We start from the raw sequence: 13,804 nt of genomic DNA, 5'->3' as shown, positions 1-13,804 counted from the left end.
CGCACGCACCGCCTCGCGCGGTGCGTGCGTGTTTGCGCGTCTTATCTCGCCGTTTCCGCGACGATCTGCGCGAGCCGCTCGCGGCAGAAGTCGACGAACGACTGCGCCTGCTTCGTAAGCTGGCCGCGCTTCAACCGCGCGCTCACGAGCCCCGACGGGCTCACCGTTTCGCTGAGGCCGATCGTCACGACCCGCTGGCCGTCGTATGTGTATTCGGAATGCGGGCGCGTGACGAGCAGCGAGAAGCCGAATCCCTGGCCGACCATCCCGCGCACCATCTCGATCGACGGCGACCCGAACACGATGTTCGGCGTCAGCCCGAGTTCGTGAAAGAGGCTGACGAAATACGTGCGGCTCGGCTGCACGTCGAGCAGGATCATCGGCTCGACGCAGAGGTCGCGCAACGACACGTGCGCCTGGTCCGCGAACCGGTGGTTCTCCGGCAGCAGCACGTACGGCTGCTGCGGCGGCATCAGCGGCTCGGTCTCGATCGTGCCGTCGAGATCGTGGTCGTACATGAGCGCGAGATCGAACGTGCCGGACGTCAGGCCCTGCACGAGTTCCTGCTGGTCGCCGTCGCGCAGCCGGATGTTCACGCCCGGGTAGCGCTCGCGAAAGCCCGCGATCAGTTGCGGCAGGTAGAGCGGCGCGACCGTCTCGAAGCAGCCGATGTCGATCTGCCCGGTGATCACGTCGTTGTCGGCGAGCGCGTTCTGTTCGAATTCGTGCGCGATGCGCAGCAGCTCCTGCGCTTTCCGGTAGAAGCGCGTGCCGCCCGGCGTCAGCGATACGCCCTGCGCATGATGACGAATGAACAGCTTCACGCCGAAGCTTTCTTCCAGCCCCTTGATCGCGCTGGAGATCGACGGCTGCGCGATGAAGAGCTGGCGCGAGGCCTCGGCCACGCTGCCGGATTCCACCGTCGTCACGAAGTATTTCAGTTGCCGCAAAGTGTAGTGAGCCACACGCACCTCTGATGCACGGCCCCGGCGTGCCGCCCGGGCGCAATCTGTCCATGGTTGTGCGTAGCACCTTACCTGAAAGGCCCCGGCGCCGGAATTTCCGCTGCAGAGCTTTTTCGTATGTCCCGGAAATATTTTTAGTATTTTCCGGTCGCGATACCCGTGGCGCACCATCGTCTCCAACCTGGATCGCGAAGATCACCACGATCACGAAGCGGCCGCACACGCGCCGGCGGGGCATGTCATCCGTCCCCGCGAGCGGTTCGTTCGCTGCGTTCGACTCCGCCGCGCGTGCACGCGGTGCGTCGTCGTTCGCGTATCCGGACCCGATTGCAGGCGCGCACCCCGACGCGCGCCGGCTGACACGGCACGCGCGCATCGCCGCGCAGGACAGGAGACTTCACCATGACGAACGCGGAACGCAATGCGTCCCCGATGATAGAGAAGCACACGATCGGCTACGTGCCGCCCGCCGAACGCCACGGCAAGGTGCGCGACCTGTTCACGCTCTGGTTCGGCGGCAACATCGCGCCGCTGCCGATCGTGACCGGCGCGCTCGGCGTGCAGATGTTCCACCTGAACCTGCTATGGGGCATCGTCGCGATCGTCGTCGGCCAGGCGGTGGGCGGCGTGCTGATGGCGCTGCATTCTGCGCAGGGGCCGCAGATGGGCATCCCGCAGATGATCCAGAGCCGCGCGCAGTTCGGCTCGTGGGGCGCGCTGCTCGTGACCGTGATCGCGGCCGTGATGTATGTCGGCTTCTTCGCGTCGAACATCGTGCTCGCCGGCAAGTCGGTGCACGGCATCGCGGCGTCGGTGCCGGTGCCCGTCGGCATCGTGATCGGCGCGGTGGGTTCGGGGCTGATCGGGATCGTCGGATACCGGTTCATCCACATCCTGAACCGGATCGGCACGTGGGTGCTCGGCATCGGCATCGTCGTCGGCTTCTGGATGATCCTCACGCACGTGACGACCGACGATTTCCTGACGCGCGGCGGCTTCGACTTCGCGGGCTGGCTCGCGACGGTGTCGCTGTCGGCGTTGTGGCAGATCGCGTTCGCACCGTACGTGTCGGACTATTCGCGCTATCTGCCGGAAAACGTCAGCGTGGCGTCGACGTTCTGGGCGACCTACCTCGGCTGCACGATCGGCTCGACGCTCGCGTTCATCTTCGGCGCGGTCGCGGTGCTCGCGGTGCCGGCCGGCGCGGACACGATGGATGCGGTCAAGCAGGCGACCGGCCCGCTCGGCCCGCTGATGCTCGTGCTGTTCCTGCTGAGCGTGATCAGCCACAACGCGCTGAACCTGTACGGTGCGGTGCTCGCGGTCATCACGTCGGTGCAGACGTTCGCGTACAAATGGATTCCGACCGCGAAGGCGCGCGCGGTGGTGTCGGTCGTGATCTTCGTCGCGTGCTGCTACGCGGCGATCGGCGCGTCGACGAACTTCGTCGGCAACCTCGTCGATCTCGTGCTCGCGCTGCTCGTCGTGCTGGTGCCGTGGACCGCGATCAACCTGATCGACTTCTACGTGATCCACAAGGGCAAGTACGACATCCAGTCGATCTTCATGGCCGACGGCGGGATCTACGGCCGCTTCAACCCGCAGGCGCTGCTCGCGTATGCGATCGGCATCCTCGTGCAGATCCCGTTCATGAACACGCCGATGTATGCGGGCCCGATTCCCGCGCATCTCGGCGGCGCGGACCTGTCGTGGCTCGTGGGGCTCGCGCTGACGTCGCCGCTGTACTACTGGCTCGCGACGCGCGACAGCGCGTATCGGCGCCGGCAGATGAGCGCGACGATGCCGCCGACGGCGGTGCGGTAAGCCGGGCGTCGTTCGGCGCGATGAAACGAAACGGCCGCCGCATTGGTTGCGATGCGGCGGCCGGGAAAGGCGGGAGCGGGGCGGCAGGCGGGTTCAGGCACGCGGCGTGCCGCGACGCGAACCTGCCTGCCCGCGAATCAGACCACCGCCGAGCGCACGACGTGCACCGGCACCGACTTGTACGACGGCGTGCCGCTTTCCTTGTCGATGTAGTCGAGCGGCACGAGCACGTTCGCTTCCGGGTAGTACGCGCCGACCGAACCCGGCGCGATGTCGTACTCGATCGCGGTGATCTTCTCGAGACGCAGCGTGCGGCCCGAGGCGGTGATCGTCTCGATGTCGACGAGGTCGCCGTGTTCGAGCCCGTACTTCGCGAGATCGGCCGGGTTCATGAACAGCACGTCGCGACGCCCGAACACGCCGCGATAACGATCGTCGAGCCCGTAGATCGTCGTGTTGTACTGGTCGTGGCTGCGCAGCGTGATGAGCCGCAGCACCTGTTCTCCGCCGAGCACGTCGGCATCCTCCTTCACGCCCTTGTAGACCGAGAACATCGCCTTGCCGGTCGGCGTCGGCCACACGCGCTCGGTGGGCGGCAGCGGCAGCCGGAAGCCGCCCGGCGTGCGGATGCGCTCGTTGAACGCCTCGAAGCCGTCCACCGTGCGGTCGATCAGGTCGCGGATGCGGTCGTAGTCGGCGATCAGGTCGAGCCATGCGACCTTGCTGTTCGGCAGCGTCGCATGCGCGATCCCCGCGACGATCGCGGGCTCCGAGCGCAGCTGGTCGGACGCCGGCTTGAGCTTGCCGGCCGACGCGTGGACCATCGACATCGAATCCTCGACGGTGATCGACTGGCGGCCGGTGGCCTGCATGTCGAGTTCGGTGCGGCCGAGCACCGGCAGGATGAAGGTTTCCTTCGCGACCAGCAGGTGCGAGCGGTTCAGCTTCGTGCCGAGATGCACGCTCAGGTCGAGCTTCGCCATCGCCGGGAACGACTGTTCCGGATCGGGCAGCGCGACCGCGAAGTTGCCGCCGAGGCACAGCAGCGCCTTCGCGGTGCCGTCGATCATCGCCTGCATCGCCTGCACCGCGTCGTGCCCGTGATGCGCGGGCGGCGTGAAGCCGCACACGTCCTCGATCTTCTTCAGGAACTCGGCCGACGGCTTCTCGGTGATGCCGACCGTGCGGTTGCCCTGCACGTTCGAATGGCCGCGCAGCGGGCACACGCCGGCGCCGGGCTTGCCGATGTTGCCGCGCATCAGCAGCAGGTCGGCGATCAGGCGCACGGTTGCGGTGCCCTTGTTGTGCTGCGTGACGCCCATCCCGTACGTGACGATCGTCGCGTTCGACTTCGCGTACGCGATCGCGACCTGTTCGAGCTGCGCCTGGCTGAGGCCGCTCGCGCGTTCGATGTCGTCCCACGACGTGGCTTCGAGGTCGGCCGAGAACGCGTCGAAGCCGTCGGTGTGCTGCGCGATGAAATCGCGGTCGAGCACGTTGCCTTGCTCGGCTTCGAGCTTCAGCAGCGCCTTCATGATGCCCTTCAGCGCGGCCGCGTCGCCGCCGGCGTCGACCTGGTAGTACGTCGACGCGATCCGCGTCGAGCCGAACGACGCCATCTCGATCATGTCCTGCGGGTCCGCGAAGCGTTCGAGCGCGCGCTCGCGCAGCGGGTTGAACACGATGATCGGCACGTTGCGCCGCGAGCACTCGTGCAGCGTGCCCATCATCCGCGGGTGGTTCGTGCCGGGGTTGTGGCCGATCGAGATGATCAGCTCGCAGTGGTCGAAATCCTCCAGCGACACGGTGCCCTTGCCGATGCCGATCGACTGCGGCAGGCCGACGCTGGTCGGCTCGTGGCACATGTTCGAGCAGTCGGGGAAGTTGTTGGTGCCGAGCTCGCGCGCGAACAGCTGGTACAGGTACGCGGCTTCGTTCGATGCGCGGCCCGACGTATAGAACTCGACCTGCTCGGGCGGCAGCGCGCGCAGCACTTCGCCGATGCGGGCGAACGCATCGTCCCATGCGATCTCGCGGAACGTGTCGGTCGCGCGATCGTAGACGAGCGGATGCGTGAGCCGGCCCATGTTCTCCAGTTCGTAGTCCGACATGCGCAGCAGCGACGACACGGTGTTCGCGGCGAAGAACTCGGGCGTCACGCGCTTGGTCGTCGCTTCCCACGTGACGGCCTTCGCGCCGTTCTCGCAGAACTGGAACGTCGACTTGTGTTCCTTGTCGGGCCACGCACAGCCGGGGCAGTCGAAGCCGTCGGGCTGGTTGGTCCGCATCAGCACGATCGGCGCCTCGATGGTCTCCATCTGGGTGCGCACCGCGTCGGCTGTCGCGCGAAGCGCGCCCCAACCGCCGGCGGGCCCGTCGTACTTCCTGATGCCTGGCACTTCGCGTCGATTTGTCATGGTGAATCTCCAATAGCCGGGCCCGGTGCGGGTGGCTCGGTTGCGCCGTGTCGCGGCGTGGGGCGGCTCCGTCCGGCGGACGGAGCCGGTCATGCGTGCCCCGGGTTGCAGGGCATGCGTTGTTTTAGTGTGCGTCCTTCTTCGCGCCGGACGACTTCTTGCCGGGCTTCGCCGCGGGCGGCGGGGCGTCGGCGGGCGTGTCGTCCGGCTTCGCGTCTGCTGCCTTGGCGGCCTTGCCGTTGGGCCTGGCCTTGCCGTCGGCTTCCTTCGCTTCCTTCGCTTCAGGCGCGGCGAGCTTGTTGAACTTCACTTCGTCGCTGTCCTTGTCGTAGTCGACCTCGCACTTGTCGCCGGACTTCAGCCGGTCGGCGAGGATTTCCTTGGCGAGCCGCGTCTCGATGGTCTGACGGATCTGGCGCTTCAGCTCGCGCGCGCCGAACTCCGGCTGGTAGCCGGCCTCGGTCAGGTGCTCGACGAGCGAATCGCCCATCACGAGCGTGATGTCCTGCGCGGCGGCGGTGCGGACCACGCGGTCGAGCTGGATCTGCACGATCGAGCGGATGTTCTCCTTCGACAGCGCGTGGAAGACGATCACCTCGTCGATGCGGTTCAGGAACTCGGGGCGGAAATGGCCCTTCAGCACCTGCATCAGTTCCTCGCGGACCGCCTTGTCGGTCTTGCGCGCGGCTTCCGGCTGCGTGAGGTTGTCCATGATGATCGCGGCGCCGAGGTTGCTCGTCGCGATGATGATCGTGTTGCTGAAGTCGACCACGCGGCCCTTGCCGTCGGTCAGGCGGCCGTCGTCGAACACCTGCAGCAGCACGTTGTACACGTCCGGGTGCGCCTTCTCGATCTCGTCGAGCAGGATCACGCTGTACGGGCGGCGCCGCACGCGCTCGGTGAGCTGGCCGCCTTCGTCGTAGCCGACGTAGCCGGGCGGCGCGCCGATCAGCCGCGCGACCGCGTGCCGCTCCATGTACTCGGACATGTCGATGCGGATGATCGCCTGCTCGTCGCCGAACACGGTCTCGGCGAGCGCCTTCGCGAGCTCGGTCTTGCCGACGCCCGTCGGCCCGAGGAACAGGAACGTCGCGATCGGCCGGTGCGTCTGGCCGAGCCCCGCGCGCGACAGCCGCACGGCATCGCTGACGGCCACCACCGCGTCGCTCTGGCCGACCACGCGCTCGCGCAGCTGCTCTTCCATCTTCAGCAGCTTCTGGCGTTCTTCCTGCGTGAGTTCGGACACGGGGATGCCGGTCAGGCGCGACACGACCTCGGCCACGGATTCGACCGTCACCTCGAGCGTCTCGGAGCCCGTCTTGCGCTGCCACGCCTCCATCTTCTCGTCGACGGACTTCTGCTTCGCGTTGATCTGCTCCTCGAACTGCTTCGCTTCGTCGAAGCGCTTGCGCGAGGTCGCGTAGTCCTGCTCGCGCTTCAGTTGCGCGATCTGCGCTTCGCCTTCCTGAATGTCGACCGGGCGCGACGTCGCGCCGATCCGCACGCGTGCGGCGGCCTGGTCGATCAGGTCGATCGCCTTGTCGGGGAGGAAGCGCGACGTGATGTAGCGGTCGGCGAATTCAGCGGCCGCGACGAATGCGTCGTCGGCGAACGTCACCTGGTGATGCGCCTCGAGGCTGTCGCGCAGCCCGCGCAGGATCACGATCGTCTGCTCGACGCTCGGCTCCGGCACGAACACCGGCTGGAAGCGCCGCTCGAGCGCGGCGTCCTTCTCGATGTACTTCTGGTATTCGTTGAGCGTCGTCGCGCCGATCAGGCTCAGCTCGCCGCGCGCGAGCGCGGGCTTCAGCACGTTCGCGATGTCGAGGCCGCCTTCGCCGCCGCCCTGGCCGGCGCCGACGATCGTATGCAGCTCGTCGATGAACAGGATCAGTTCGTCCTGCTTCGCCGTGACTTCGTCGATCAGCTGCTTCGCGCGCTCCTCGAACTCGCCGCGATACTTGGCGCCTGCCACCATCGAGTTGATGTTGACTTCGACGAGCCGCTTGTCGCGCAGCACCTCGGGCACGTCGCCGTTGACGATCCGCTGCGCGAGCCCTTCGACGATCGCCGTCTTGCCGACACCCGGCTCGCCGATCAGCACCGGGTTGTTCTTCTTGCGGCGCGCGAGCACCTCGATCGTGCTCTCGATTTCCTGCGCGCGGCCGAGCACCGGGTCGAGCTTGCCCTGGCGCGCGATCGCGGTGAGGTCGCGGCCGAACTTGTCGAGGTTCGGCGTGCCGGTCGGCGCATCGACGCGGCCGTCCTCGGCACCCTTGCCGACCACCTTCACGACCTTCTGGCGCAACGCCTCGGGCGTCACGCCGTATTTCTTCAGCAGCGTGCCGGCGACGCTGTCCGGCACCGACGCGAGCCCGATCAGCAGGTGCTCGGGGCCGATGTACGAATGGCCGAGATCGCGCGACGCCTGGAACGCGTACTGCACGGCCTTCTTCACGCGCGGCGAGATCGACAGCTTGTCGAGCGGCGCATCGGGGTCGGCCGTGCCGGTGTGCGCGTGCTCGTCGATGTACGACCGGATGTCCTGCGGCGACAGCTTCAGTTCCTTCAGCAGCGCGGCGCACACGTCGGTGTCCGCGAGCGCGTAAAGCAGGTGTTCGGAATCGAGCTCGCTGCGGCGCAGCTCGTGCGCCTTCTCGGCCGCGCGCTGCAGCAGTTCCAGCGTCTGCTCGCTGAACGCGTCGGTCGGGTCGACCGATTCGCGCGGGACTTCGGCGGCGAGCGGCGATTCGTCACCGAGCCCGCCGAACAGCGACGACGAGCCGCCCCCGCCCAGCAGCGAATCGAATGGGTTCAGCATGCTTTGATGCCGCATCAGCTGACGGAAGTGGTAGTCGCAGATCGAGATGGTCTTGCGCTCGCCGTCCTGCATCACGGTTGCGCGCGCGACGGCCGGCCGGGCGTGGCAGATATCGCAAAGTGCGGGCATGGTGGTCTGGCTCCTGTCGGTGAAAGTGGGTCGAAGGGTGAAGTCCCGATGCGGTGCGGCGCTTGCGCAGCCCGACCGCGAACGCACGACATGAAGCAGGGCGGCACGGCGGCGCGCGGGCCGTGCCCGGGCTGTCGCGCAGTGCGCGCCGGCGTCGTGCGCGGTCGCGGTCAGGACGGCAGGCGTGCGTGCCGGGAGGAGCCCACGGCATCGCTTCGACTGCGTTCAAAATAGCGAATCGGCGGAGGCCATCCAAGACACAGTTCCGCGCCGGCCCGGCCGCGAATTGCACCCTCGGATGCGGGCGCGCACGGGCGAAGAGGAGCACAGACGGGCGGATGCACGGCGGCGCGGGCGTGCGCGGCGCGCGTAACGCGCGGTGACGGGAAAGCGGGGCGGGCGCCACGCGAACGGGGCGCGGTGCGACATGGGCGCGCAGGGCGCCGGTTGCAGGTGGATGGACGGTGCCGCGGGTGGCCGGGCGCGATGGAAGCGCCGCACGGGGGACGTGCGGCGAGCGGCCGGATGCAGCCACGCACGCACCGCGGACGATGCGTGTGTGGCGGCCGAAGGAGCAGGCGGGTTGCACGGTCCGGCCCGGACAGGGCGCAACCGCGGCGTGCCGCGGTCAGTCCGGGAGGGTCATCGCGAGCCGTTGCCGGGCGATCTGCTTCACGTCCGTTGACAGTGCCGCATCCGGCAGGCCATTGGCCCAGACGGAGAAGGAATCCTCGATCAGGTTGCGCGTGTCGGGCGGCAACTCGGCCAGGACCAGCGACAGGACGGTGAACAGCACGGCGGTATCGCCGGCCTGGCGGCTCGCGTTCGCGTCGACCGCCTGCTTCAACTGGTCGACCGACGCCTGCAGCGCCTGTAATGCCTCATTCGACTCGCTCATCACACACTCCATGCAAAGTGGGCTCGATCGGCGACGAACATGCGGCCGGCGGTGCGGCCGGCCGCGCGCGACGCCCGGCGGGCATCGCGCGGACAGCCGAGGTCAGGCCGTTGGGTTGCCCTGCGGCGCGACGGCCACCGATGCTTCGCTCGTCAGCATCAGGAACGTGAACGTTTCGCGCAGGTACAGGCGGACGACCTTGTCGGTATGGCTCGTGTAGCCGATCGATACGTCTTCCCCGAGATGCAGCTCGTAATCGCCGCCGCGCGTGGACAGCACGCAGCCGCCGCTGATCGCCGGCGCCCAGATGATCTCGCCGCTGACGATCCGTTTGATATGGCCGAGGACCGGATAACCCTGGTCGCGCGCCTCGCTGAGCGCCGTGTACGCATCCGAGCCGAGCACCACCGAATACGGGCCGTCGACGCCGGCCAGGCGGAGCGCCTCGAGCGCATCGCTGATCGCGTCGGGATACGCGCTGACGTCCGCCGGCAGCGTGAGCTTGCGGTTCGACGTGCCTTCGCGGATGCCGACGATGCCGGCGGCCCGGTAGCCGTCGAAGATCGCGTTGTCTTCGGCGAACGCGAGCCGCTGCGCGGCGTCCTTCGCCGGTTGCCAGTCGGCATCGCGCGCGCCGCGCTCGACGCTGTCGATCGCGTCGCGGCTCAACTCGAACGGCACCGTCAGCTCGACGATCGTGCGGACTTCGCGCAGCCGCGCGTTCACGTGCTCGCGCGGCGCGTCGACGGCGACCAGGTGCCCGGTGCCGACGGCCGACAGCTCGGGGCCTTCGGGGCCGTCGACATCGACGACGCGGCGGCCGGCCACCGATCGTTTGAACGTGCGTGCCACTTCCTCCTCGATTTGTTCCCAGGCGGAAGACGAGATCGGGGCGAGTTCGCGGTGCAGGTTATTCATGGATTTGGATTGCCTCACGTCAGCGGAAACACTTGATGGCGGGCCGATCGGCTGACGGGCTGTGCGTGATGCCAGCCTGCCGATCGCGGACGAAAATGAATATTAGCAGGCTCGATCGACACCGCTGCAGCACAAATCGAAACGACACCGTGCGGTCGCGCAACTGTGATGCAATTCGTGCGGTGCGGGTGTGGGCGAACACGGAATGCCGCGACCGGATTGCCGCGATACCCGGGGCGTGCCGGCGGCACCGTCGCCCGGGCCGCGTTCGACGCTGTGCGGAATCAATTCCGGTCGACGTCCTGTCGCGCGTCGTGCATTCTTACGAACATTCATCCAGCCGGGTGTCTGCCAGCAGGGGTTGGGCGGTCGTCGGAGCCGGGCCCGGATGAATCATAGACGCAGCCTATTGATGCTTCACAACAAGTGGAGGTCGTTCATGGCACTGCAACTCGTCTCGCCCGAAGACAAATACATGCTGAAGACGGGCGTCATCAATCACGAGGATGTCATCGGGCATTTGCGGCAGGTATTGAACGCGTTTGCCGCGAAGCCGGAGTACAGCAAGTTCTATATCGGCATCACCAGCGACCTGTACACCCGGCTGGCGAAACATCGCGCCACCAAGCCTGACTTCAAGCTGATGGCACCGATCTATCTCGAAGCGCACAACCTGGTCGGGAACGCGTTCGACCGTCTGGAGCGCAAGGCCATCGAGACGTTCCGTACCGGCATCACGCACCCCCAATCCGGCGAACGGCTGCTGGCATGCAGCAACGGCCCGGGTGGGGCGTTGCCGAAGAACTGGCTCTATATTCTGGTGGGTTGAGTCGCGTGGGCGGCGTGCCGGGAATGCAAGCCTGCGCGCGTCACTGCCCATAAGCGGTGGCGCGGTGGAGGGGACTGTTGCGCAGCGCTGCACGCGCGCTCCGGCCGACTGAACAGAGGCGGTTCCGGACACGCCCGGCGCGCGGTCGCGCGCCGGACGGCCATCGGTACCCTGCGTTACGACGGGATGCCTTTCAGCGAACCGATTTTCAGCGAACCGTCGCGATGCGGCGCGGACGGCGACGCTTCCGGCTGCGCGGCGTCGGCGGCCGGCGCTGCGCGATCGGCGAGCGCTTCGAGCAGGTCGGCGGACGGCACGAAGAACAGCGAGCCGGTGACCGCGCGGCTGTAGTCGAGCAGGCGGTCGTAGTTGCCGGGCGGGCGGCCGACGAACATGTTCTCGAGCATCTGCTCGATCGGCGCCGGCGAGCGCGCGTAACCGATGAAGTAGGTGCCGAATTCGCCCGCGCCCGGGCGCCCGAACGGCATGTTGTCGCGCAGGATCTTCACTTCCTGGCCGTTCTCGTCGAGCGTGGTCAGCGAGCTGTGCGAGCACGACGGCTTCACGTCCGGCGCGAGTTCGATGTCCGACAATTTGGTGCGGCCGATGATGCGCTCCTGCGTCTCGACCGCGAGCGCGTTCCAGCCGGCCATGTCGTGCAGGTACTTCTGCACGATCACGTAGCTGCCGCCCGCGAATTCCGCGTCTTCGTCGCCGATCACCGTGAAGTCGACCGCCTCGCGGCCTTCCGGGTTCTCGGTGCCGTCGACGAAGCCGATCATCGCGCGCTGGTCGAAATTGCGGAAACCGTGCACCTCGTCGACCACCGTGACGGCATCGCCGAGCGCGCCGAGCAGCTGCGTCGCGAGTTCGAAGCACAGGTCCATCGCTTCCGCGCGGATGTGCAGCAGGATGTCGCCCGGCGTCGCGACCGCGACGCGCTGCCCCGCGCCGAACTCGCGGAACGGATGCAGCGCGGCGGGGCGCGGGGCGCCGAACAGCGCGTCCCATGCGTCGGCGCCGAAGCCGCATACGCAGGTGAGGTTGCCGCCCGGCACGCGCTTGCCGACCGAGCGCACGAGCGCGGCGATGTCGCCGCACCACGAACGGATCGTGTCGGCGTGCTCGGCGCCGGGATTGATCGTCGCCACGAGGAAGATCGCGCTGCGCGTGATCGGGCTGTGAACGGCCTGGGAGAGCGGGGGAGGTGTCTGCATCGCGGGCTGCCGGTCAGTCATGTCGGGACGGGCGGGCCGTGGCGCGCGAAGGCGAACGGTTGAACTGTGTCATGCGACTGTTCTCTTTGTGTCATGCGGATGAAGGACGTTGCGCGTGCCTCGCGCAACGGGCCGCGGCGGTGGCGGCCGGCCGCGCGGCGCGTGACCGGCCCGCACCGCGTAACGTCGTCGAGCAAGCAATCTAGCAGCTTCGGCGGGGCTTTGGAACCCGTATCGCCGAACTGTCATGCGAATGTGTCAAACAGGGCCCGATTTTGGGCGGCGCGCGCGCAGCTGTACTCCTGGCGTGCGCGGCGCTGTGCTCTTGAGCGTGCGTGCCGCGTGCAGTAGATTAGGTTCCGCTGCGCCCGCCGACGAGGAGCGTCATCATGAACCTGCTGGAAGCGATGCGTGTGTATGTCGCGGTGGTCGAGCGTGGCGGCCTGTCCGGCGCGGCGTCCGAGCTGCGGCTCGACGAAGCGCAGGTGAGCGAACGGATCGACTGCCTCGAACGGTATCTCGGCTGTCGCCTGCTGCTGTGCCGCGAGCACGACGACGTGGCCTGCTCCGATGCGGGCGTCGCGTTCCACGTGTGCTGCCGCCGGACGCTGTCCGCGGTCGAGCAGGCGATCGGCGCGGCCGGCGCGCACGCGCCGGCGGTGCCCGATGCGCCCGACGCGGCCGACGCACCCGATAGCGGGGCCGTGCATGCTGCCGCGCGCGACGCGGCGTTCCCGCCACCCGGCGCCGTTCAAGTTTCCTCAACGCGACTGTCACCTTGAATACGACCACCGTTCCCCGCTCGCCGGCCGAGCGCATTCGCCGCCGCTTCGGCCATTTTCTTCACGCGGCCGAGCTGGCCGGGCTGATCGTGATCGGGCTCGCGACCGCGTTCGCGATGGCGCAGGAAGCGTGGAAGGTCGTGCTGGCGGGCGAAGTGTCGCTGACCGACCTGCTGCTGATGTTCCTGTACCTGGAAGTGCTCGCGATGGACGTGCGCTACCTGCGGCTCGGCCGGCTGCCCGTGCGGTTTCCGCTGTTCATTGCGATGACGTCGCTCGCGCGCGACCTGATCCTGCGCGGGGCGACCGACAGCCCCGAGCGGATGCTGATGACGACGTTCGGAATCGTGCTGCTCGCGGTGGGCGTGCTGATCCTGAGTTTCGGCCAGCATCGCTTTCCGGCGGACGTCGACGATGTCGAGGACGATGTGCATGCGCGCAGGTGAGGAGCGGGCGGCGTGCCGCATACGGTGCGGCAGTTGTAACCGGCCAAAGCGGCCAAACTGATCAAACTGACCAACCAACCGAGCGAGGTATCGAATGACAAGGCAACTGATCGTCGCCGTGTTCGGCAGCGTCGACACGGCCCGTCGGGCCGCGAGCGATTTCGGGGCGCTGTCGGACAAGCATGAGGGATTCCACATCGAGAACGGCGTCGTCGTCGAGAAGGACGCGACCGGCAAGCTCGCGGTGCTCGATGCCGAATCGCGACCGTTCAAGGGCGGCGTGATCGGCGCGATCGCAGGCGGGCTGCTCGGGCTGCTCGCCGGGCCGCTCGGCGTGGTCACCGGCATGGCGGCCGGCGCGGGGGCCGGCATTCTCGCGGAAGCGGCCGGCAACGCGCTGCTCGACGGCACGTTCGTCGAGACGATTGCGGCGCGGCTCGTGCCCGGCAGCGTCGCGGTCATCCTCGAAGCGAAGGAGGACACGCCGTTCTCGGTCGACAACGTCGTGACGGGATTCGGCGGCAAGGTGTTCCGCCAGACGCTCGATTGACACGCTTC

Annotated in this window: 11 protein-coding genes; 5 read left to right on the top strand and 6 right to left on the bottom strand. The window is 67.7% G+C overall.

Features of this window, described 5'->3' with window-relative positions; translation table 11 throughout:
• Window positions 1-41 precede the first annotated feature (41 nt).
• Window positions 42-965, bottom strand: coding sequence for a LysR substrate-binding domain-containing protein (locus PQB87_RS37775; RefSeq protein WP_489244494.1), 924 nt, complete (start codon window positions 963-965; stop codon window positions 42-44).
• A 402-nt stretch (window positions 966-1,367) separates the two neighbouring features.
• Between PQB87_RS37775 and PQB87_RS37770 the strand changes: the two genes are divergently transcribed.
• Window positions 1,368-2,789, top strand: a complete 1,422-nt coding sequence (locus PQB87_RS37770) for a purine-cytosine permease family protein (protein ID WP_489244492.1) — start codon at window positions 1,368-1,370, stop codon at window positions 2,787-2,789.
• Between the two features lie 137 nt (window positions 2,790-2,926).
• On the opposite strand, the gene PQB87_RS37765 is transcribed toward PQB87_RS37770, so the two are convergent.
• From PQB87_RS37765 to PQB87_RS37750, 4 genes are all read right to left on the bottom strand, one after another.
• Complete coding sequence (locus tag PQB87_RS37765; protein WP_175900549.1) at window positions 2,927-5,206, bottom strand: FdhF/YdeP family oxidoreductase; 2,280 nt, start codon at window positions 5,204-5,206, stop codon at window positions 2,927-2,929.
• A 124-nt stretch (window positions 5,207-5,330) separates the two neighbouring features.
• On the bottom strand, window positions 5,331-8,156 hold the full coding sequence (locus PQB87_RS37760; RefSeq protein WP_233344813.1) for an ATP-dependent Clp protease ATP-binding subunit: 2,826 nt from the start codon (window positions 8,154-8,156) through the stop codon (window positions 5,331-5,333).
• A gap of 628 nt (window positions 8,157-8,784) precedes the next feature.
• A complete protein-coding gene (locus PQB87_RS37755; protein ID WP_059682427.1) occupies window positions 8,785-9,054 on the bottom strand; it encodes a hypothetical protein in 270 nt (89 codons plus the stop codon).
• Window positions 9,055-9,156: 102 nt separating this feature from the next.
• Complete coding sequence (locus PQB87_RS37750) at window positions 9,157-9,972, bottom strand: family 1 encapsulin nanocompartment shell protein (protein WP_021157952.1); 816 nt, start codon at window positions 9,970-9,972, stop codon at window positions 9,157-9,159.
• 439 nt (window positions 9,973-10,411) lie between these two features.
• On the opposite strand from PQB87_RS37750, the gene PQB87_RS37745 reads away from it, so the two are divergent.
• A complete protein-coding gene (locus PQB87_RS37745) occupies window positions 10,412-10,801 on the top strand; it encodes a GIY-YIG nuclease family protein (protein WP_021157953.1) in 390 nt (129 codons plus the stop codon).
• Between the two features lie 176 nt (window positions 10,802-10,977).
• Here PQB87_RS37745 and PQB87_RS37740 read toward each other — a convergent pair whose 3' ends face one another.
• Window positions 10,978-12,039 carry a Dyp-type peroxidase gene (locus PQB87_RS37740; RefSeq protein WP_048028533.1) on the bottom strand — a complete coding sequence of 354 codons (1,062 nt, stop codon included), beginning with the start codon at window positions 12,037-12,039 and terminating at the stop codon, window positions 10,978-10,980.
• A 368-nt stretch (window positions 12,040-12,407) separates the two neighbouring features.
• Between PQB87_RS37740 and PQB87_RS37735 the strand changes: the two genes are divergently transcribed.
• The 3 genes from PQB87_RS37735 (at window position 12,408) to PQB87_RS37725 (ending at window position 13,796) form a co-directional block, all read left to right on the top strand.
• A complete protein-coding gene (locus PQB87_RS37735; RefSeq protein WP_174414208.1) occupies window positions 12,408-12,800 on the top strand; it encodes a LysR family transcriptional regulator in 393 nt (130 codons plus the stop codon).
• Entirely contained in the window at window positions 12,797-13,246 is a 450-nt protein-coding gene (locus tag PQB87_RS37730) for a phosphate-starvation-inducible protein PsiE (RefSeq protein WP_042973791.1), read from the top strand. Before PQB87_RS37735 ends, PQB87_RS37730 begins: the two co-directional genes overlap by 4 nt.
• Window positions 13,247-13,340: 94 nt before the next feature.
• Window positions 13,341-13,796, top strand: a complete 456-nt coding sequence (locus tag PQB87_RS37725; protein WP_059682419.1) for a DUF1269 domain-containing protein — start codon at window positions 13,341-13,343, stop codon at window positions 13,794-13,796.
• Window positions 13,797-13,804: the final 8 nt, after the last annotated feature.

Source organism: Burkholderia sp. KL41 (genome assembly GCF_057005415.2).
The sequence above is the reverse complement of the archived record's forward strand: the minus strand, read 5'-3'. Positions and strand labels throughout refer to the sequence as shown.